This is a genomic window from Algibacter sp. AS12, assembly GCF_046736315.1.
GTDB lineage: Bacteria > Bacteroidota > Bacteroidia > Flavobacteriales > Flavobacteriaceae > Algibacter_B > Algibacter_B amylolyticus.
The window spans coordinates 372,333-392,725 of sequence record NZ_CP151841.1; the positions used below are offsets into that span (position 1 = coordinate 372,333).

At 33.4% G+C, this 20,393-nt stretch carries 14 protein-coding genes; 12 read left to right on the forward strand and 2 right to left on the reverse strand.

What is annotated here, in order from left to right; translation table 11 throughout:
- Window positions 1-121 precede the first annotated feature (121 nt).
- Both AAFN75_RS01515 and uvrB read left to right on the forward strand, forming a co-directional pair.
- Complete coding sequence (locus AAFN75_RS01515) at window positions 122-5,275, forward strand: T9SS type B sorting domain-containing protein (RefSeq protein WP_411807924.1); 5,154 nt, start codon at window positions 122-124, stop codon at window positions 5,273-5,275.
- 76 nt (window positions 5,276-5,351) lie between these two features.
- Window positions 5,352-7,355, forward strand: coding sequence for an excinuclease ABC subunit UvrB (gene uvrB, locus AAFN75_RS01520; protein ID WP_411807925.1), 2,004 nt, complete (start codon window positions 5,352-5,354; stop codon window positions 7,353-7,355).
- A gap of 91 nt (window positions 7,356-7,446) precedes the next feature.
- Here the strand turns inward: uvrB and AAFN75_RS01525 are convergent, their stop codons facing one another.
- A complete protein-coding gene (locus tag AAFN75_RS01525) occupies window positions 7,447-7,860 on the reverse strand; it encodes a TerB family tellurite resistance protein (RefSeq protein WP_144116469.1) in 414 nt (137 codons plus the stop codon).
- Window positions 7,861-8,254: 394 nt separating this feature from the next.
- Between AAFN75_RS01525 and AAFN75_RS01530 the strand changes: the two genes are divergently transcribed.
- Window positions 8,255-8,566: a DUF1456 family protein gene (locus tag AAFN75_RS01530; protein ID WP_411807926.1), complete on the forward strand. Its 312-nt coding sequence runs from the start codon at window positions 8,255-8,257 to the stop codon at window positions 8,564-8,566.
- A gap of 100 nt (window positions 8,567-8,666) precedes the next feature.
- Here the strand turns inward: AAFN75_RS01530 and sucC are convergent, their stop codons facing one another.
- Entirely contained in the window at window positions 8,667-9,857 is a 1,191-nt protein-coding gene (sucC, locus tag AAFN75_RS01535) for an ADP-forming succinate--CoA ligase subunit beta (protein ID WP_411807927.1), read from the reverse strand.
- A gap of 199 nt (window positions 9,858-10,056) precedes the next feature.
- On the opposite strand from sucC, the gene lysA reads away from it, so the two are divergent.
- The 9 genes from lysA (at window position 10,057) to AAFN75_RS01580 (ending at window position 20,091) form a co-directional block, all read left to right on the forward strand.
- Window positions 10,057-11,292: a diaminopimelate decarboxylase gene (gene lysA / locus AAFN75_RS01540; RefSeq protein ID WP_411807928.1), complete on the forward strand. Its 1,236-nt coding sequence runs from the start codon at window positions 10,057-10,059 to the stop codon at window positions 11,290-11,292.
- A gap of 130 nt (window positions 11,293-11,422) precedes the next feature.
- Complete coding sequence (locus AAFN75_RS01545) at window positions 11,423-12,364, forward strand: sterol desaturase family protein (protein WP_144116473.1); 942 nt, start codon at window positions 11,423-11,425, stop codon at window positions 12,362-12,364.
- A gap of 250 nt (window positions 12,365-12,614) precedes the next feature.
- Window positions 12,615-13,358, forward strand: coding sequence for a LytR/AlgR family response regulator transcription factor (locus tag AAFN75_RS01550; RefSeq protein ID WP_411807929.1), 744 nt, complete (start codon window positions 12,615-12,617; stop codon window positions 13,356-13,358).
- 19 nt (window positions 13,359-13,377) lie between these two features.
- Complete coding sequence (locus tag AAFN75_RS01555) at window positions 13,378-15,264, forward strand: tetratricopeptide repeat protein (RefSeq protein WP_411807930.1); 1,887 nt, start codon at window positions 13,378-13,380, stop codon at window positions 15,262-15,264.
- A 166-nt stretch (window positions 15,265-15,430) separates the two neighbouring features.
- The gene (locus AAFN75_RS01560; RefSeq protein WP_411807931.1) at window positions 15,431-16,180 is read left to right on the forward strand and encodes a hypothetical protein; all 750 of its coding nucleotides are present in this window, start codon (window positions 15,431-15,433) and stop codon (window positions 16,178-16,180) included.
- A 267-nt stretch (window positions 16,181-16,447) separates the two neighbouring features.
- Window positions 16,448-17,386 carry an NAD-dependent epimerase/dehydratase family protein gene (locus tag AAFN75_RS01565; RefSeq protein WP_411807932.1) on the forward strand — a complete coding sequence of 313 codons (939 nt, stop codon included), beginning with the start codon at window positions 16,448-16,450 and terminating at the stop codon, window positions 17,384-17,386.
- 63 nt (window positions 17,387-17,449) lie between these two features.
- Window positions 17,450-18,388, forward strand: coding sequence for a nuclear transport factor 2 family protein (locus tag AAFN75_RS01570; protein ID WP_411807933.1), 939 nt, complete (start codon window positions 17,450-17,452; stop codon window positions 18,386-18,388).
- 147 nt (window positions 18,389-18,535) lie between these two features.
- Window positions 18,536-19,579 (forward strand): methyltransferase, encoded by a 1,044-nt coding sequence (locus AAFN75_RS01575; protein WP_411807934.1) that lies wholly within the window; start codon window positions 18,536-18,538, stop codon window positions 19,577-19,579.
- A 20-nt stretch (window positions 19,580-19,599) separates the two neighbouring features.
- Window positions 19,600-20,091, forward strand: coding sequence for a YybH family protein (locus AAFN75_RS01580; protein WP_411807935.1), 492 nt, complete (start codon window positions 19,600-19,602; stop codon window positions 20,089-20,091).
- Window positions 20,092-20,393: the final 302 nt, after the last annotated feature.

Below are 20,393 nucleotides of genomic sequence, written 5' to 3' on the forward strand. Positions count from 1 at the left end.
TTCAAATTAGTATAGCATTTAGATAGTTTTTAAATTAATATTAAACGTTTATACTTTTTTTAAGTCCAACATTACTAAAAAAGCATATTTTAGTAATGCGATTTCAATTCGATTGGCACTTATGTATAAAGTCTTACTTATTAAGAAGTTTTTAAAATTTATACTTCCTATACTAATTATTCAGTTAAGCCTTCAAGGTTTCGCACAATTAAGCAAAACGCATTATATACCGCCATTAACGAGTGCTGCTTTTGGTAATGCCAATCCAGAAGACCAATATATTTATATATCAACTCCCAACAATTCTAACGTACCTTATACCATTATTCCTGTAGGGCAACCTGCATCAAATTATATTACTGGTACCGTTTCAAATGCATTACCTCAGCAAATAACTGTAGGCACAGGATATGGTCAACTTTTTATACCATCAACAGTGTCGAGTGTGGTAACAAATAACAGAGGTTATATTATAGAAGCAGAAGCTCCTATTTATGTTTCTATTAGAATGAACGCTGGTGGAGGCGCTCAAGCAGGCGCCTTAGTTAGTAAAGGACTATCTGCTTTAGGCACAACCTTTCGTGTGGGCAGTTTTACCAATGCAAACCCTAGTGATAATTACTTAAACTTTGTTTCGGTAATGGCAACCGAAGATAACACCTCTGTTAACTTTAGTAATTTACCAAGCGGTCTACAAATAACCAATTATTCAGGAGCAACACCAATAAATATAACTTTAAACGAGGGTGAAAGCTACACATTAGCAACTCATAGCGACGACACTGTTATTAATCAAAATGGCCTTATTGGCTGCTTGGTAAATTCAGATAAACCCATTGTTGTTAATTGTGGTTCCGCAAACGGCAGTTTTGGTACTGGTAACGGTAGAGATTATGGTATTGATCAAATTGTAGATGTGTCTAAAGTTGGAACAGAATATATTTTTGTTCGTGGCGATGGCGATAACGCTTGGGAAAATGTTTTAATTGTTGCACATTCAAATAATACAACCGTAAGCATAAATGGAAATGCACCTATTACTTCCATTAACGCGGGAGACTATTACGTTATTGAGGGCAACCAATACAATAGCAATGGAAACATGTACGTAGAAACATCTCAACCCGCATTTGCTTACCAAGGCGTTGGCGGTTTAGGCAATAATGGTTCTGCAAATGAGGCCAACCAAGGTCTGTTTTTTGTACCGCCTTTAAGTTGCGAAACGCGTGGTAATCTAGATAATATTGCTAATATAAATAACATAGGAAACACCAATTACAGTGGGGGAATTTCAATAGTAACTAAGGTTGGTGCTACAGTTACCATTAACGGTGCACCTATTAGCGTAGCTTCCAATCCTGTAAATGGCAAACCCGATTATATAACCTATAAAGTAAAAGGGCTATCAGGAAATATAGCTGTACAAAGTGATGATGAGTTATATTGCGCCTACTTTAATTATAATGGATCAGCCACTTCCGGAAGTTTTTACTCCGGTTTTCCATCGGCACCAGAAATTAATTTTGATGCACAATTTGCTACACTAGGAAATTGTATACCTAACATCACTCTAGAAGCGGCCAATACGCAAAGTTTTGATAGTTTTAAGTGGCTGTTTGATGATGGTTCTGGCTCAGGCTTTATCGATTTGTTAGTTACCACAACAAGCATTACACCTACCCTTCCGGGGAAATATAAATTGGTAGGCATTATTACATGTACAGGAGAAGAATTAGAATCTATAGAAATACCTATTAGCGTTTGCCCCGATGATAGAGATAATGATGGTATTATTGATAATATAGATATTGACAATGACAATGATGGCATTTTAAACTGTACAGAATCGCGAGGTGATGTAATTCTTGATTTGTCAAATACTAGCTCGCCTATCCTTAGGTTTGAAGATGGCACAAGTAACACCACTATAGCAACTAACACCACTGTTTTAAACCGTACAACTACTGGTACTAACACTATAAATTTAATGTCTACAGGACATATTACCAGTACAATTCCGCAAGATAATAATGCCGAAAATGAATACAATATAACATTTACCGAACCCGTTAATGTTAAGTTTTATGAAGACATTACAGCGACACACACTAATGTAGATGGCGCATTTTATATTGTAAAAGTATTTCCTGTTAATAAAAACATCACCCTTATTGATCCTAGTAACAGGCTTCTGGTTGATTCAAATTTCGATGGTATTTTTGAAACTGGTATAACTAGTATTTCAGGATCCGAAATACATTTTAAACCCAACCCCAACGCCATTGGAACGATTCCATACGAGTTTTTAGCAAATCAAGTAGATCAATTTTCTTTTATTCATAAACTAGAAAACATAACAACAGCCTCTACGTTTTCGGCAAATATTGGATTAAAGTGTTTTAAAAACGACCATGATTTAGACGGTATTAAAGACGAATTTGATTTAGATTCTGATAATGACGGTATTCCTGATAGTATAGAATATAGAGGTTCACAGATTGCCTTGTCTGGAATAGACAATGATAAAAATGGACTAGATGATGTGTTCTTTTCAATCTTTCCTTTAGATTATGATGGCGATGGTGTTTACGATTTTTATGATTTGGATAGCGATAATGATGGTATTTATGATGTATTAGAATCTGGTAGCGGATTATTAGATTCCAACATGGATGGCATAATTGATAATATCAATTCAACAATTGGATTGAATGGTTGGGACGATAATGCAGAAACGTCTGCCGACAGCAATCAAATAGGCTATATATTAGACGATTTAGATGCTGATAATATATTTAGTTATATTGATGAAGATACAGATGGTGATGGCTGTTCGGATGTATATGAAGCTAGTTTTTCCGATGGCAATAATGATTTTTACTTAGGAGACACACCTCCTGTTGTTGATGATTATGGAGTAGTTATCAATGCTTCTGATGGTTACACCTTACCACATTCCGATTACTCAACCCCAACACGAATAAGCATAACCAAACAACCCGAATACACTACCGCTTGTGAATCATCTTTAGCTATTTTCTCTTTGGTTACCGATGCCGGAACTATTCAATGGGAAACAAGCCCCGATAAAATAACATGGACACCATTAACAGAGACAGGCAATTTTAGTGGCACACAATCTAGAGATTTAAAAATCGCCAATGTGCCAACCTCATTAAACAATAATTGGTTTAGAGCAAAATTGAACAGCACAGGTACTAGATGTACCACGTTTACAGATGAAGTTTTATTATTAGTAAATGCGCAACCAAAAATCAACCCAACATTAATTTTAGTACAATGCGATGACGATGACCTTTCAACATTAGGCTTTAGTCCTTTTAATTTAACAGAAGCTAATAACGAAATTTCTGCAAATGCTTCAAATGAAACCTTTTCTTACTACCTAACGCAATCTTCGGCTGTGTTAGGCGATATTACAAGTGCCGATTTTATTAGCAATCCTACTAGTTTTGAAAATAGAACTGTTAGTAACGATGTAGTTTGGGCTCGTGTAGAATCTCAAGGCGGATGCGCTGCTGTAGCTCAAATTGAAATAAATGTTTCTACTACTGTAGTACCTTCAACATATATTATAAATTTTAATCAATGTGACGATAATCTCGATATTGATGGTAACGACACCACCAATAACGACGATAGAGATGGTATTGCAACCTTCGACTTTAGTAGTGTAACTAATTCTTTTATAAGTTTTACTCCTCCTGGGCAATCTACTTTACCACCTCGGTACTACAGAAATGAAGTTGACGCTTTAGCTGAAGTTAACGAAATTACAGACCCTTCAAATTATAGAAATATTGGTTATCCTAATTCTCAATATATATATGTTAGAGTGGATAGTGCCTTATCTAACGACTGTTTAGCTTTAGGTGCTCATATTTTATTAACCGTAGAGCCATTACCAGAATTAAACACCATAACTATAGCAAGACAGTGTGATGATGATGACGATGGTAAATACCCTTTTGATACCACACAAATAGAAAATGATATTTTAGGCACCCTAAACCCTGCAGATTTTACGTTTTCTTATTTTGATGAAAACGGAACAGCCTTATCTAGTCCTTTACCAAACCCGTTTATTACCGCCTCGCAAACTATTACCGTTCAGGTAAGTAATAAGGCTACTACTGCTCCTGATGGTCCTTGTTTTGATGAAACAACACTCACTTTTACTGTAGATGCACAGCCTATTGCCAACACCATTCCAGAACTAATTGTTTGCGACGGAAGCGCTGGAGATAACGATAGCGATAACTTCTACCCTTTCGATACTTCTGCATTTAACGCTTCCATATTAGGGAGTCAAACCGGTATGGAGATTTATTACACCTATACCAACGAAAATGGGAACTTGTTATCAAACCAAAGTAGCTTGCCAAATCCATTAAACTCTAAAACGCAAACTATTATTGCCGAAGTAATAAACCCCGAGAATAATACCTGTACAGCAACCACAACTATAAATTTTATTGTTAACTCACTACCCAATTTTACGGTAGATACACCAAGACTTGTTTGTTCTTCAGATCCTTCATTCGCTATCGATTTACAACCTTTTGAAGCTAATATTACAGAAAGCTTCAACTACGAATGGGTGTTTTCTAGTTTAGATGGTACAATCACAAATCAATTTGTTTCAAACAATAGAATTATTTCGGTTTCTGAAGCAGGAATATATAATATTACATTAACAAAAACAGATGGCACAAACTGTACTAAAACCCAAAGTATTTTTGTAGATGCATCTCAACAAGCAGTAATAACCCAAGATGCTGTTACTATTAAAGATCTTTCAGATAACAATACTGTAATTATAGATACCACAAATTTAGGTAACGGAAATTATCAGTATGCGTTGCAAGAAGAAAACTCACCATTTATAAACTACCAAACCAAAGCTACTTTTAATAACGTAAAACCTGGGTTTTATACCATTCACATAAAAGATGACATTTGTGGTGTTTCAGCCTTAGATATTTCCGTTATAGGTTACCCTAAATATTTCACACCAAACGGTGATGGCGTAAACGATTATTGGAAAATAAAAGGCGTTAACAATGTAGTTCAGCCTAATACAACTGTTTATATTTATGATCGCTACGGGAAATTAATTAAGCAACTTTTAGTAAGTAACCGGGGATGGGATGGCACATCTAAAGGCAATATACTGCCTAATAACGACTATTGGTTTCAGGTTAAGTTAGATGATGGTAGAACGTTTTCTGGCCACTTCGCTTTAAAACGATAAAAATTAAATTTCCATCAGTTAAATTCCTAATTCCATCAACTTTAAGTAATTTAGACACTTAAAGTATTAAAGGCATATGCAGTTTAAAATTGAATCGGAATTTAAACCAACCGGCGATCAACCACAAGCGATAAAACAGCTAGTTAAGGGAATTACTTCTGGCGAAAAATACCAAACGCTACTTGGTGTAACGGGTTCTGGAAAAACATTTACGGTAGCTAATGTTATTGAGGAGGTCCAAAAGCCAACCTTGGTTTTGGCGCATAACAAAACTTTAGCTGCCCAATTGTATTCGGAATTTAAACAGTTTTTTCCTAATAATGCTGTTGAGTACTTTGTATCATATTACGACTACTATCAACCAGAAGCATACATCCCTGTTTCGGGAGTATTTATTGAAAAAGATTTATCTATAAATGAAGAAATAGAAAAAATGCGTTTAAGCGCTACTTCGTCTCTTCTCTCTGGCCGTCGTGATGTTCTAGTAATTGCATCTGTTTCTTGTATTTATGGTATTGGAAACCCCATTGAGTTTCAAAAAAACGTTATTACTTTAAAAAGAGATCAAGAAATTTCAAGAACCAAATTACTGCATCAATTAGTACAAAGTTTATACTCTAGAACCGAAGCCGATTTTAGACACGGAAACTTTAGAATAAAAGGAGATACCGTTGATATTTTTCCTAGCTATGCTGATGATGCCTTTAGAATTCACTTTTTTGGAGATGAAATTGAAGATATAGAATCCTTTGATATCCAAACCAATGAAGTCGTTGAAAAATACGACCAACTAACTATTTATCCTGCAAACATGTTTGTAACCTCGCCAGATGTTTTACAAGGCGCTATAAAAGAGATTCAGGACGATTTGGTAAAACAACATGATTATTTTAAAGAGATTGGTAAGCACTTAGAAGCTAAACGTCTTAAAGAACGTACCGAATTTGATTTGGAAATGATTCGCGAATTAGGCTATTGCTCGGGTATTGAAAACTATTCGCGTTATTTAGATGGTCGTTTACCAGGAACACGACCTTTTTGTTTATTAGATTATTTTCCAGATGATTATTTAATGGTTGTAGATGAAAGTCACGTAACTATATCTCAAGTTCACGCCATGTATGGAGGTGATAGAAGCAGAAAAGTGAACTTGGTTGAATATGGATTTAGATTACCTGCTGCCATGGATAATAGGCCATTAAAATTTGAAGAGTTTGAAGCCATTCAAAATCAAATTATATATGTTAGTGCTACACCTGCAGATTACGAGTTACAAAAATCTGACGGTATATTTGTTGAACAAGTTATCCGTCCTACAGGTTTATTAGACCCTATTATTGAAGTACGCCCAAGTTTAAATCAAATTGACGATTTAATTGAAGAAATACAACAGCGTATTGAAAAAGACGAACGTACTTTAGTAACAACACTTACTAAGCGTATGGCAGAAGAGTTAACCAAATATCTAGATAGAATTCAAATTCGTTGTCGTTATATACATAGTGACGTTGATACTTTGGAGCGTGTAGAAATCATGCAAGATTTACGAAAAGGACTTTTTGATGTCTTGGTTGGTGTTAATTTACTTCGTGAAGGTCTAGATTTACCTGAAGTATCGCTAGTAGCCATTTTAGACGCCGATAAAGAAGGTTTTTTACGTTCTGCACGTTCGCTAACCCAAACTGTTGGTAGAGCCGCTAGAAACTTAAATGGCAAGGCTATAATGTATGCTGATAAAATTACTAAAAGCATGCAAAAAACGATTGACGAAACAGAATATAGAAGGGAAAAACAAATTGCATACAACACAAAACACAACCTCGTTCCTACCGCATTAAATAAAAGTTTAGATAACGTGCTTTCTAAAAACTCGGTAAGTACTTACAGTTATGAACTTGAAGCGCTAAAAGCTGCCGAACCAGAAAGTGAATATTTAAGCAAACCCGAACTGGAAAAGAAAATTAGAGAACGACGCAAACTAATGGAAGAAGCTGCGAAAGCTTTAGACTTTATAGTCGCTGCAAAACTTAGAGATGAGATTAAAGCTTACCAAGAAAAACTAGAAAAGCTAAAAGTATAAACTTTTAGCTTTCTATAAGCAACACCTTTGTAAATTATAATGAACACTTATTATAGTAAACCTTTAAAAATTAAAGGTGAGAGACGATGTGTTAGTTGTATTGAGTTTTAAAAATATCAATCAAAACATCAGGTGGTACTATTTTATTAGGAAAACTTTCCATTAGGTATAATACTTTGGTAATAGATTCATGACTTAACCCCATACGTAAACCAAAGTTATATAACTTGATTACGCCAGCAGAATTATTATCCTCATTGGTTTCTTGTTCAATATTTAAAAGTAATACTAATCTATGAAATTGAACAATACGTTCGCTATGCGATTTTAAATGTGTATACGATACAGGATTATCTAATAGATAGTCAAAATCATCACGAGAAATTTCTAATTGCTTAGCCACTCCTAGTAAAAAGTTATACTCTATGCGTTTAATATCCTTATCATACTTTGCAAAAGCGATCATTTCTGACAAAAGGCTTAATTTTTCTACTCTATTTACCATTATCAAGGGTTTTTGAGGGTTTTCTTAAAGGGATGAATTAATTATAACATAAAGTTACACAGAAGGGGTTCATAAATAATCGTGGATTTAATGTAACTTATCGAAAAACAGTAGGCTTTTAATCGTGATTTTTATTGGTTTCATCAATAAATTGAATTATTAAACTAATAAAACTGCACTTTATCTTTTTACAAGCCCTTTAATTTAGCATATAAACCACCACAGTAACACGCTGTATTTCAAGAACATAATCACAAATTCTAACTCTAAAAACGCGTCCTTTAAAAATTCATTTTTTAAGGTATCTTTACCACATGTAAAAAACGGTAGTATTTCATTTAGCAAAATTCAAAATCGATGAAATGCATAGGCCTTAAGAAAATATAAAGCAACAATGACAAATAATGACATTTTAAAAAAACTAAGAGTAGCCTTAAAGCTGCGAGACGACGAAATAGTAAAGATTTTAGAGCTTGTAGATTTTAGAATTACTAAAAGCGAATTAGGTGCTTTTTTTAGAAAAGAAGATCATCCAAAGTATATGGAATGTGGCGACCAAATATTACGTAATTTTTTAAACGGACTTGTTATTCATCTTAGAGGCCCAATGCCAAAGAAAAATGAAAAAATCGAGCAAAAGGATAAACCAAAATTTGATCCTAAAAAGGGGAGTAAGTCCTCTAAACCAAAGGATATTAAAAAATAGAATTATCCATACTATTTATACAAACAAAAAAGAGCAACATTTAAATGTTGCTCTTTTTTTATATAATAATTAAAGTGCTAAAAATTTTAGCCCTTAACTTTTATCCTAATACTTGCTGTACTTTATCAGCAGCTTCTTGAAATTCTGTAGCACTCATAACATCTAATCCAGAGTTATCAATTAACTCCTTAGCGATATCAGCGTTAGTTCCTTGTAAACGTACAATAATTGGCACATTTATAGTCCCCATATTTTTATAAGCATCAATAACACCTTGTGCTACACGATCACAACGTACAATTCCTCCAAAAATATTTATAAGAATTGCTTTTACAGCAGGATCTTTTAAAATAATTTTAAATGCAGCTTCAACACGAGCAGCATCAGCAGTACCACCAACATCTAAAAAGTTAGCTGGTTCTCCACCGGCTTGCTTAATTAAATCCATTGTTGCCATTGCTAAACCAGCTCCGTTAACCATACAACCTACGTTTCCGTCAAGATCTACATAGTTTAAACCTAGTTCTCCGGCTTCAACCTCAATAGCGCTTTCTTCACGTACATCACGTAAATCAACATAATTTTTATGTCTGTATAATGCGTTGTCATCAATAGTCACTTTAGCATCAACAGCCATAATTAAATTATCGCTTGTTTTTAAAACTGGGTTAATTTCAAATAAAGAAGAATCCGATTTTACATATGCTGTATAAAGATTAGTAACAAATTTTGTCATTTCTTTAAATGCTAAACCAGATAAACCTAAGTTAAAAGCAACACGTCTTGCTTGAAATGGCACTAAACCCACAGCAGGATCAATCTCTTCAGTAAATATTAAATGCGGTGTTTCTTCTGCAACAGTTTCAATATCCATTCCACCTTCAGTAGAATACATAATCATATTACGTCCTGTACCTCTATTTAATAAAACAGATACATAAAACTCACTAGTTTCAGTTTCACCTGGGTAATAAACATCTTCGGCAACTAAAACTTGGTGCACACGCTTACCTTCAGCAGAAGTTTGAGGTGTTACCAAATCCATACCTATTATTTGACCAGAAATTTCTTCAACTTCTTTCAAATTTTTAGCAAGCTTAACGCCTCCGCCTTTTCCACGTCCTCCAGCATGTACTTGTGCTTTAATTACGTGCCAGCTTGTTCCGGTCTCACTTGTTAATTGTTTTGCAGCAGCAACTGCTTCTTGAGCATTTTGTGCTACGATACCTCTTTGGATACGTACTCCAAAACTATTTAATATTTCTTTACCTTGATATTCGTGTAAATTCATAATATGGCTTCTTTTTTAAGATTCACAAATGTAAATAATAGCGTTTACTTACCCTAATATTTATTTACGAAAACATTTAAAAAATATTAACAGATTTAAAATGTTAAATAATTAACAAAATGTTTAATTTGATATATTTTTTATTTTTTTATTTTTTTTTGAAATCAAACAAATATCTTTGACAAAAATTAAATGAATCATGTTAGATAATCAGTTGCTTAAAATTGCACAAGATTTTGGAAGTCCAGTATACGTTTATGATGCTGAGAAAATTGAAAACCAATACAAAAGACTTACGTCTGCCTTTAAAAATGTAAAGAAATTAAAGATAAACTATGCGGTTAAAGCATTATCTAACATCTCGATATTAAAACTTTTAAAGTCTTTAGGTTCTGGTATTGATACGGTTTCAATACAAGAAGTGCAATTAGGACTGGCTGCAGGTTTTTCGCCAGATCAAATTATATTTACTCCAAACGGCGTTTCTTTAGATGAAATTGAAGAAGCTTCTAAACTAGGAGTAAAAATAAACATAGATAACCTTTCTATTTTAGAACAATTTGGAACAAAACATCCAAAAGTGCCCGTGTGTATTCGTATTAACCCGCACGTTATGGCGGGTGGTAATGCTAATATTTCTGTAGGTCATATAGATTCTAAATTTGGTATCTCTATTCACCAAATACCTCATATTTTAAGAATTGTGGAAAACACTAAAATGACCATTAACGGTATACACATGCATACTGGAAGTGATATTTTAGATATTGAGGTGTTCCTTTATGCAAGTGAAATTTTATTTGATACTGCTAAACAATTCAAAAACTTAGAATTTATCGATTTTGGTTCTGGTTTTAAAGTGCCTTACAAACAAGGAGATATAGAGACTAATATTGAAGAATTAGGAAAAAAATTGTCGGCAAGATTTAATGATTTCTGTAAGTCTTACGGAAAGGATTTAACCTTAGCCTTTGAACCTGGTAAGTTTTTAGTAAGCGAATCTGGTAGCTTTTTAACTAAAGTAAATGCTGTAAAACAAACTACCTCAACTGTGTTTGCTCAAGTAGATTCTGGTTTTAATCATTTAATTCGCCCTATGTTTTATGGCTCACACCATGATATTGTAAACATCTCTAACCCCAAAGGAAGAGAGCGCTTTTACACGGTTGTTGGTTATATATGCGAAACCGACACATTTGGTAATAACAGGCGTATAAATGAAATTAATGATGGTGATATTTTAAGTTTTAAAAACGCTGGAGCCTATTGTTTTTCTATGGCTAGTAATTATAACTCTAGATTCCGTCCTGCTGAAGTTTTGTGGTATAATAACAAAGCGCACTTAATTAGAAAAAGAGAAACTTTTGAAGACATTATAAATAATCAAGTTGAAGTTGACTTCACTTCAAAAAAAGAAACTGTGTTAGCAAAATAATAGCTTTCTGAAAATAAATTACTGGCTTTTAAACTCAAAAACTGTTTTAAAGCCATTTTTTTTGAAATAAATTGAAGCTTATTAAGCATTACAATTAAAATCGTTATATTTTTGATAAAATTATAATTTCATGGATTTTACAAACCCTCTCGTTTACGGTGTACCTTGTTTTCTTGGACTCATACTTCTTGAATTTACATATAGCAGACATCATAGAAAAGATAAAAAAAGTAAAGAGCTTTACGATAATAAAGATTTAATGGCGAGCCTTACTATGGGTATAGGTTCTGCCGTTTTAGCACCACTTACCAAAACTATTGCAGCTATAGTACTTTTTAATTATGTTTATGAAGTTTTTAATCCACTTGTTGATGGTGTTCGTATGAACATTATGGGTTGGCAATCCTTTGGATATGCTTGGTATATCTGGCTAATTTGCCAATTATTAGATGATTTTAGTTATTACTGGTTTCACAGGCAAAACCATAATGTTCGTGTTTTATGGGCAGCTCATATTGTACACCATTCCTCAGACAATTTTAATTTAGGAACGGCCGTAAGAAACGGTTGGTTTACTATATTTTATAAGCCATTTTTCTATATGTGGATACCCGCAATTGGCTTTCCCCCAGAAATGCTAGTCGTTTGTTTAGGTATAGAAGCGCTTTGGCAATTTCAGTTGCACTCGGTTTATGTTCCAAAAATGGGATTCATAGAAAAATTTATGAATACACACACCATGCACCAAGTACACCACGCTCAAAATCTAGAGTATATGGATAAAAACCATGGTGGATTTTTAAATATTTTTGATAAAATGTTTGGTACCTGGAAAGAACTAGATGAAAATATTGAAATAAAATACGGTGTAACGCACGCTCCAAACTCTTATAATCCATTAGTTATTTTGACCCATGAATACAAGGATATCTGGAATGATATGAAGAAATCTAAAAACTGGTACCATAAATTTATGTATGCTTTTGGTGCACCAGGTTGGAGTCATGATGGTAGTACCCTAACCATTAAACAACTACGAAAGCAAATGGAAGCAGAAACCTTAAAAAGCTAACTTCTTAGATTTTAAAAAACTAACTGAAAAATCTTAGTGATTTCGGAGTCTTTTTTTACACAAGCACCTTATATATTATATATACTTTAAAACATTTGGTAATAGTCAATTTTTTATCTAATATTATACCTATTCCCTAAGTCTTTTTTATTAATAGCATAAATAAAAAGACTTGTATGTTAAAATTGAATTCACATTTTTCGCATCAGCTAAACAGTTATTATACAAATAAACCTCAACACAGCTTCAAATGAAGCAGCCAATTAAAATATTAATTGTTGAGGATGAAATGATAATTGCAGCCAACATCTCATTGCAACTTACTTCTATTGGTTACGATGTTACAGGAATTATGCCCAAGGGTGAAGATGCCCTAGTACATATAACTCAAAGTAAACCAGATCTTATTTTACTGGACATAAACTTAAAAGGAGAACTTTCCGGTATTGAAACCGCACAAATTATACAACAAGAGCATAACATTCCTATTATATATGTTACAGCCAATGCAGATACTTCGCATTTTAACGAGGCTAAAGCCACCAAACCATATGCTTTTATTTCTAAACCCTTCAAAAAAATAGATTTACAACGGGCAATTGAATTAACAGTAAAAAGAATTCAATCTGAAAATGAAGAAAAAGCGTTAACAGGTGATGAAAAAGCATCCTCTTTCATTTTAAGCGATTGTATTTTTGTTCGCCATCAAGAAAAAATGGTAAGAGTAAATATAAAAGACATATTTTATATTGAAGCCGAAAGGAACTATTGCCGCATTTACTGCAAAGACAAAGTTTATCTATTAGCAACAACGCTTAAGGATATGGGAGAAAAACTACCCAACCAGCATTTTATTAGAGTGCACCGATCCTTTATTGTAAATCTATCAAACATTGATGAAATTGCAACTAGCCATATTGTTATTTCCAAAAAGGCTATTCCTATTAGTTCAGAATCTAAAAAACTATTACTGCAACTTATCCAAAAAGTATAACTAGTATTACCTCTCATATATGAAAAAATTGATCTTTTTATTTTTCATTATAAATACCTTCTCATACAGTCAAGATAACATAACAATTATTCAACTTCAGCAAAAATTAAATCTTGAAAAGGAATCTATAAAAAAGTTAGAAATTATTAATGATATGGTTAACATTGCCTTTAACCAAGACATGGCTCAAGCTTTAAAATTTTCGAAATTAGGAGTAGAATTATCCGAAAAAGCAAACAACAAAAATTGGCAACCAAAATTTTATGAAATGCAAGGCAGGATGCATGCCAACTTACTTCACCTAGATTCTGCAACATCATTTTTTAACAAAGCCCTAAAAGGTTATGACCTTGTGGATAATAAAAAAGGTAGGGCTACTACCCTTTTTAAATTAGCTTGGGTAGATAAAAAAAACGGAAATTTAGATGACGCCTTACAAAAAGACTTATCTGGCTTAAAAATAATGGAGTTGTTAGGTTACAAAAATGGAATTTGCGATGGTTTAACCAGAGTCTCTACCGATTTAACTCACCAAAACCGCTTAACTGAGGCTTTAGATTATGCTGAAAAAGCCATACGGTTTGCAGAAGAAAACAACTTAACATCTGAAATGTTCTATGTTAATTTTAATGCCGCCAATGTTGCTATGGCAAAACAGAATTATGCCCAATCGCTAGAATATAATAAAACAGCTTTAGCCATAGCACAAGAGCAAAACTTAGGCTTACCTAACGAGGCAGATGTTACAAACGGCATAGGAAATGCTTATAAAAGGCTAGGAAACTATCCTGAGGCCATAAAAAGTTATAAAGCCTGTTTAGCACTAGCAAAAAAAGCAAATTACCCCAATGCCACCAGTACAGTAATTGCCAATTTAGGCGAAGTTAATATGCTTTTGGGTAATTATAGTGATGCTTTAGAATACCAATTAGAAACTGTAAAACTGCAAGAAAAAAATAACGACTTTTCAAATTTAATAGAAAATTACAACCACGTTAGCACGATATATAGTAAGCTTAAAAATTACAAATTTGCTTTAGACTATAAGCAAAAAGCATATACTCTTAGAGATAGTATTGCCTCTATTGAAAGTGATGCAAAAATGTCTGAACTTTTAACCCAATACGAAACAAAAAAGAAGGAAAAGACCATTGCAAGTCAAGAAAGTAAAATTTCTCAGCAACAATTAATTCAAACTTTAAGTTTGGGGTTTGTTGCACTGTTAATTGGCTTACTTGTGTTTGGTTATATAAGCTATCGTAACCGCAGTAAAACCAATACACTATTAGCTGCAAAAAATGAAGAAATCGAACTGTTATTAAAAGAAGTACACCATAGAGTAAAGAACAATTTAGAAGTAGTTTCTAGTTTATTATCCTTACAATCTGCGCAAATTGAAGATCTCAATACCAAAGAAGCCATGATAGAAAGTCAAAATCGTGTAAATTCCATAGGTATTGTACACCAAAAATTATATCAAGGCGAAAATCTAGGTGCCATTGAAATGAAAGATTACTTTTTAAATTTAAGCGAGAGCATTTTAGATAGTTTAGGCGCAGAAAAAAAGGTAAATCTTAATTTGGCTATGTCTCAATTAGATTTAGATATTGATACAGCCGTTCCTTTAGGATTGATAATTAATGAATTGCTAACTAACACCGTTAAATATGCCTTTCCTAACAATAATCAAGGTACAGTTACCATTAAGTTAGAAAAGCAAAATGATACTATATTGCATTTAGAGGTTTCAGATAATGGCACCGGAAAAACCGGAATTACCCAAGGCACTGGTTTTGGATCTCAATTAGTTTCTTTACTAACTAAACAATTAAATGGCATTATGAAAGAAGAAAATCAAAATGGCACAACCTTTATTTTCGACTTTCAATTAGAACAAGCGGTATAAACATTTACTACATAATTAAATCGTTTTATCTACAAGCCCATTATATGCCGATAAATAAAACAGCGCCTTTGGACATTATTCAACCCGTTTCGTCCTAACCCGTTTTTAAACAAGGCTTTAATTTCATTACTTAGGACTATTAAACCAACCCATTAAACCCTTAAGTATGAAGTCTCTCAAAACCAAAATGCTAATCCTGGTATTATTACCATTAGCCGCTCTTATTTTAAACGCGCAAGACCAAGCCTATTGGATTCATGAAGATCAAGTAAATCTTTCTAAAACCGATGAGTACGAACAAGTTACAAAAGATTTTATCCAAGCTTGTAAAAAACACAACTTACAAAATGCGGATTGGAAAACGGCTTACATGGAAGATGGTGTCTATTTAAGCATTACACCTATTAACAAAATGGCCGATTTCGATTCAAATCCATTAGCACCTTTAGCCGAAAAAATGGGTGAAGATAAATTTAAAGCTTTATTTAAACGCTTTGACCAATGCTACGATACCCATGGCGATTATATTATGTTTTATAATGAAGCATTATCGTATATGCCCATTGGAAGAATAGCTGGTGAAAATTATAGAAAATGGCATTACTTTCACGTAACACCATCTAAATCTAAAGCTTTTGCTGAAAAATTAATAGCTATAAAAGCGATTTACGTTAATAAAAACGCCAAAGAATCTTATAGAATTTACCATAGCGGATTTGGAGTTATGGGAGAATATTATGTAGCGTCTATATCGGCAAAAGATGAGGAATCCTATTTAAAAACATCTGATAATGCAGAAACTCTATTTGGGGATAAAGACAAGTTAATGTTTATGCAATTACTGGAATTAACACATAAATACGAAAAAAAATCTGGTGCTATCCGTCACGATTTAAGCTATTCAACCAAGCTATAATTAGTAACTAACCTTAATCTGCAAGGATTTTCAACCTTTCAGATTTAAAATAAAGCAGGTAGATAATCAAAATTGACAGCATTTAATTTCAACTTAATGTTATAATTAGTAAGAGTTAGTCACTCGCAATAGTTAATCTACCTGTTTTTTCTATTAAAACTAAACTAGAATTACTCTTATTCTATTAAGAATCTACAACAATAAAACCAAAAGCTTACCTCTAGTATTAAGAGCTTTCAAAATTCAAGATAATATAAATTTTATACAATGAAAAAAGCAGGTATCATAGGCGGATCAGGTTTCATAGGAAGTCATATTACTAAAGTGTTTTTAAATCATGGATATCAGGTTAAAGTATCGACTACCAATATTTCTAGCGAACAAAAATATGAGCATCTCATGCTATTTGACCACGCCGATAATTTGTACATAAGCGAACTAGATGTAACAGACAAAGCAACCCTAAAAGATTTTGTAAGCGATTGCGATATTGTTATCCATGGAGGCACCCCTTTTATACTGGATATCGAAAACCCAAAAACACAATTGTTCGACCCTACTATTAAAGGCACAGAAAATTTCTTAGAGGTTATTAATAACACGCCTAGTATTGAAAAAGTAGTACTAATAGCATCGGTAGCAGGTTGGAATACTAATTTCCCATTTCCTGCAGGAACAAAAAGTATTACAGATACCTATAACGAAAACGAGACGAGATTTACCAGTGCAGAAAGTCATCCCTACGCACAAGCAAAATTTATTGCCAACCAAACCGTCTTGAAATTCATTAAAGAGCACACTAATTTACATTATGAAATTACATCGGTTTCTCCTGTTGCTGTTATGGGTAAATCACTTTCAAAAAGAGATGATTCCACATCCAGTGGATTACAACACCTCATTAAAAACAAAATTATGCCTAACGATTTTATTAAAATGCTTTTTGATAACGATGTACCATTTGCTATGGTTGATGTTGAAGATGTTGCCCATGCCATATATAAAGCAGCAACCACAACAGGGCTTCATGGTAAAGATTATTTACTAAGTAGTGAAACCTATAAAGTATCAGATATGAACGCTATGCTAAACAACAAAAAACCCAAAGAAAAACCAAGTATTATTTACAAGAACGATTTAGCTAAAAGGGATCTAGCCATTCATTTTAAACCTATCATAGAAACCTTAAAAAATTATTCAGAATAACAGAAACCTTAACATATAATTAAAAGTGCAGCGTCAGCACATTAAAGTCGGACACCAAAAACCATGAAAAATAAAGCAATAATTTTTATGTTGATGATAAGTATCTTCACATACGCACAAACAAAAACCAATGGCACTGTTTATATAGAACATCCTGCTATAAAAACCGTTGAAGCCATGACCCAAGCTTTTGTAAAAGGCGATTCGGCAAAAGTATCCAGTTATTTAACCGATGATTTTAAGTCTTATAATGGAGTAGGCTTAACTACAAATCAAAAAGGAACAGATAAAGCAACTTTTTCTGGGAATGCTATAGGATGGAAAAATGGGTTAGATTATTTTAATATAACTAAAACAAAAGGCGCTTATCCAGACGCTATTGAATACAAGAAAGATAATAAAGAAGAGGTGGTTTGGGTACAAACCTGGGAAGACATTAAAGGAGTCCATAAAAAAACTGGGGTAAAAGTAAATATGCCTATGCATCGCCTTTTTGTTGTGAATAAAAACAATAAAATAAAAACCATAATCAATTACTCCAACCAAAGTGTTTTTGATGAGATAGGTAGCAGTTTTGTAAATAGAACAAACGGTACCATATACAATCATCACGATAATATTAACACAATTCGAAAAGCGATGTATGCCTTTGAAAACTTAGATATAGACAAATGTTTAAGTTACTACAGCGATGATGCCAGTTTTCAAAGTATTCATCAAAAGTTTGGAGACTCTAATACAAAAGCCGAAATAAAGCCAATGTGGCAGAAATTTTTAGATGAGTATGAAATAGTTAGTATTGATATAATTGGCTATCCTGATTATTTAGAATACGAAATGGGAGAAGGTCGCGAGGTACTGTCATGGTGGAATTATCATTTAATCCGTAAATCGGATAAAAAAGAAATTGAACTTCCATTTCATTTTAGCAATAGTTTTGATGCTGATGGTAAAATAGTTTCAGAAATGACTTATTACAGCCAGAGCTTAATATCAAAGTAAAAAAAATAAGAGCCTACCAGTTGATTCTTAATTTTATAAAGGAGCATCAACTAACACAAGTTGATGCTTTTTCATTTTCTTCATAATTACAACTAATTAAAAGCAAACCTATTAAAACGTACTTATAGAAATTTTAAACATAAAATTATGGAAACCACAACTAGCCAACCAACACCAGCAGCCATCCTACAAATGGGAACGGGGTTTTGGGCATCAAAAGTATTACTTACTGCCGTTAATTTCGAACTGTTTACACATCTGGCAACACACCCATCGATGTCTGCAAAGAAGATAAAAAACACATTACAATTAAAGTGCAGCAATAGAAACCTTTTTGACTTTTTAGATTGCTTAACAGGGTTGGGATTTCTAGTTCGAGAAGGTCTTTTAGAATCTGCTAACTATTCAAACACAGTAGATACGGACATTTTCTTAGATAAATCCAAGCCTTCCTACATGGGTGGCCTGTTAGAAATGCAAAGTGACCAAGGATGGAAAGTTTGGGCTAAACTTGATGAAGGATTACGAACTGGATTGATTCAACATGACATGCAAGATAATGAAGCCTCCATTTTCGATTTTGTATATAAAGACCCAGCACAGTTTAAGAAATTCGTAAACGGTATGACCGGTGTGCAAATGGGCAATTTTATAGCCTTTTCTAAAACTTTTGATTTTTCAAAATATAAGACTATGGTAGATGCTGGTGGTTCTGCTGGTGTGTTATCAGTTATGGTTGCTCAAAATAACCCCAATATGAGTTGTAGTTCCTTTGACTTGCCAATGCTTGAAACTATGGCAAACGAAACCATTCAAAAATTTCAAATATCAGATCGCGTAAAATCTGTTAGTGGCGACTTTTTTAAAGATGGTTTACCGAAAGCGGACGTTATCACGATGGGAAATGTACTTCACGATTGGAACGAAGAAACCAAAATTAAATTAATGCAAATTGCTTATAACGCTCTGCCCGAAGGTGGTGTTTTTGTAGCAATAGAACACGTTATTGATAATGAGAGACGCAAAAACGTCTTTGGTATGATGATGAGCCTAAACATGCTTATTGAAACTGGTGATGGCTTTGATTATACCTTCGATGATTTTATTGGATGGGCAAAACAAGTTGGATTTAAATCTACAACACTATTGCCTTTGGCAGGTCCATCGAGTGCCGCTATAGCCTATAAATAAACAATTTATATATTATAAAAATGAAAGCAAACAGACTTATATCCCGTTTAACTCTAACCATCCTATTAGCCGTTTCACTAATAGGTTGTAAAGAAAAAGAAGCCATTACAGTAGATCAAAAACAACCAGCTACAGTTGAAGAACTCGGACAAATGAACCGTGATTTTGCAGCAGCTCTAATAGCTAAAGATGCCACAGCAGCTGCAAACGCATATGGTAAAACAGCATCTCTATTACCACCCAACGAACCTATAGTTACGGGAAGAGAAAACATAAAAAACTACTGGCAAGGTGCTATTGATGCAGGTTTAATTGATGCGAAAGTAAAAACCATCGATGCTAATAGTGATGGTAATTTGGGGTATGAAATTGGCACGTTTACATTAAAATTTCAAACTGAAGATGGCACCATTATTACCGATATAGGTAAATATACAGAAATACTAAAACGCGACGATACTGGAAGATGGGTTTCCATTTACGGTATGTGGAGTGCTAATGAAACGCATTAGAACAATACCAACTTAAATAACAATAAATCGAAACAATATGAAAAAAAACGATTGTTACCAGACACAAAGTAGGAAATTTTAATACTTGGTTAAAAGGACACCAAGACAGGCTTGATATATTTGCTCCTGCCATATCAGATCTTAAAACATTTCAAGATGCAGATAACCCAAATTCGGTAGTACTAATAATTGAAGTCACCAATATGGAAAAATTTCAGGCTATTTTAAACGATCCTTCGCTTAAAGCTTTAAAAGACAAACACACGGCAATAGATCAAATTACTGTACCCATGTCTGTAAAC

What these genes read in the sequence shown, in the direction of transcription:
- AAFN75_RS01530 (WP_411807926.1), top strand. Translation starts at nt 8,255, where the DNA reads ATGACAAATAATGACATTTTAAAAAAACTAAGAGTAGCCTTAAAGCTG.
- AAFN75_RS01550 (WP_411807929.1), top strand. Translation starts at nt 12,615, where the DNA reads ATGAAGCAGCCAATTAAAATATTAATTGTTGAGGATGAAATGATAATT.
- AAFN75_RS01580 (WP_411807935.1), top strand. Translation starts at nt 19,600, where the DNA reads ATGAAAGCAAACAGACTTATATCCCGTTTAACTCTAACCATCCTATTA.
- sucC (WP_411807927.1), bottom strand. Translation starts at nt 9,857, where the DNA reads ATGAATTTACACGAATATCAAGGTAAAGAAATATTAAATAGTTTTGGA.
- AAFN75_RS01545 (WP_144116473.1), top strand. Translation starts at nt 11,423, where the DNA reads ATGGATTTTACAAACCCTCTCGTTTACGGTGTACCTTGTTTTCTTGGA.
- AAFN75_RS01525 (WP_144116469.1), bottom strand. Translation starts at nt 7,860, where the DNA reads ATGGTAAATAGAGTAGAAAAATTAAGCCTTTTGTCAGAAATGATCGCT.
- AAFN75_RS01515 (WP_411807924.1), top strand. Translation starts at nt 122, where the DNA reads ATGTATAAAGTCTTACTTATTAAGAAGTTTTTAAAATTTATACTTCCT.
- AAFN75_RS01555 (WP_411807930.1), top strand. Translation starts at nt 13,378, where the DNA reads ATGAAAAAATTGATCTTTTTATTTTTCATTATAAATACCTTCTCATAC.
- lysA (WP_411807928.1), top strand. Translation starts at nt 10,057, where the DNA reads ATGTTAGATAATCAGTTGCTTAAAATTGCACAAGATTTTGGAAGTCCA.
- AAFN75_RS01560 (WP_411807931.1), top strand. Translation starts at nt 15,431, where the DNA reads ATGAAGTCTCTCAAAACCAAAATGCTAATCCTGGTATTATTACCATTA.
- uvrB (WP_411807925.1), top strand. Translation starts at nt 5,352, where the DNA reads ATGCAGTTTAAAATTGAATCGGAATTTAAACCAACCGGCGATCAACCA.
- AAFN75_RS01570 (WP_411807933.1), top strand. Translation starts at nt 17,450, where the DNA reads ATGAAAAATAAAGCAATAATTTTTATGTTGATGATAAGTATCTTCACA.
- AAFN75_RS01575 (WP_411807934.1), top strand. Translation starts at nt 18,536, where the DNA reads ATGGAAACCACAACTAGCCAACCAACACCAGCAGCCATCCTACAAATG.
- AAFN75_RS01565 (WP_411807932.1), top strand. Translation starts at nt 16,448, where the DNA reads ATGAAAAAAGCAGGTATCATAGGCGGATCAGGTTTCATAGGAAGTCAT.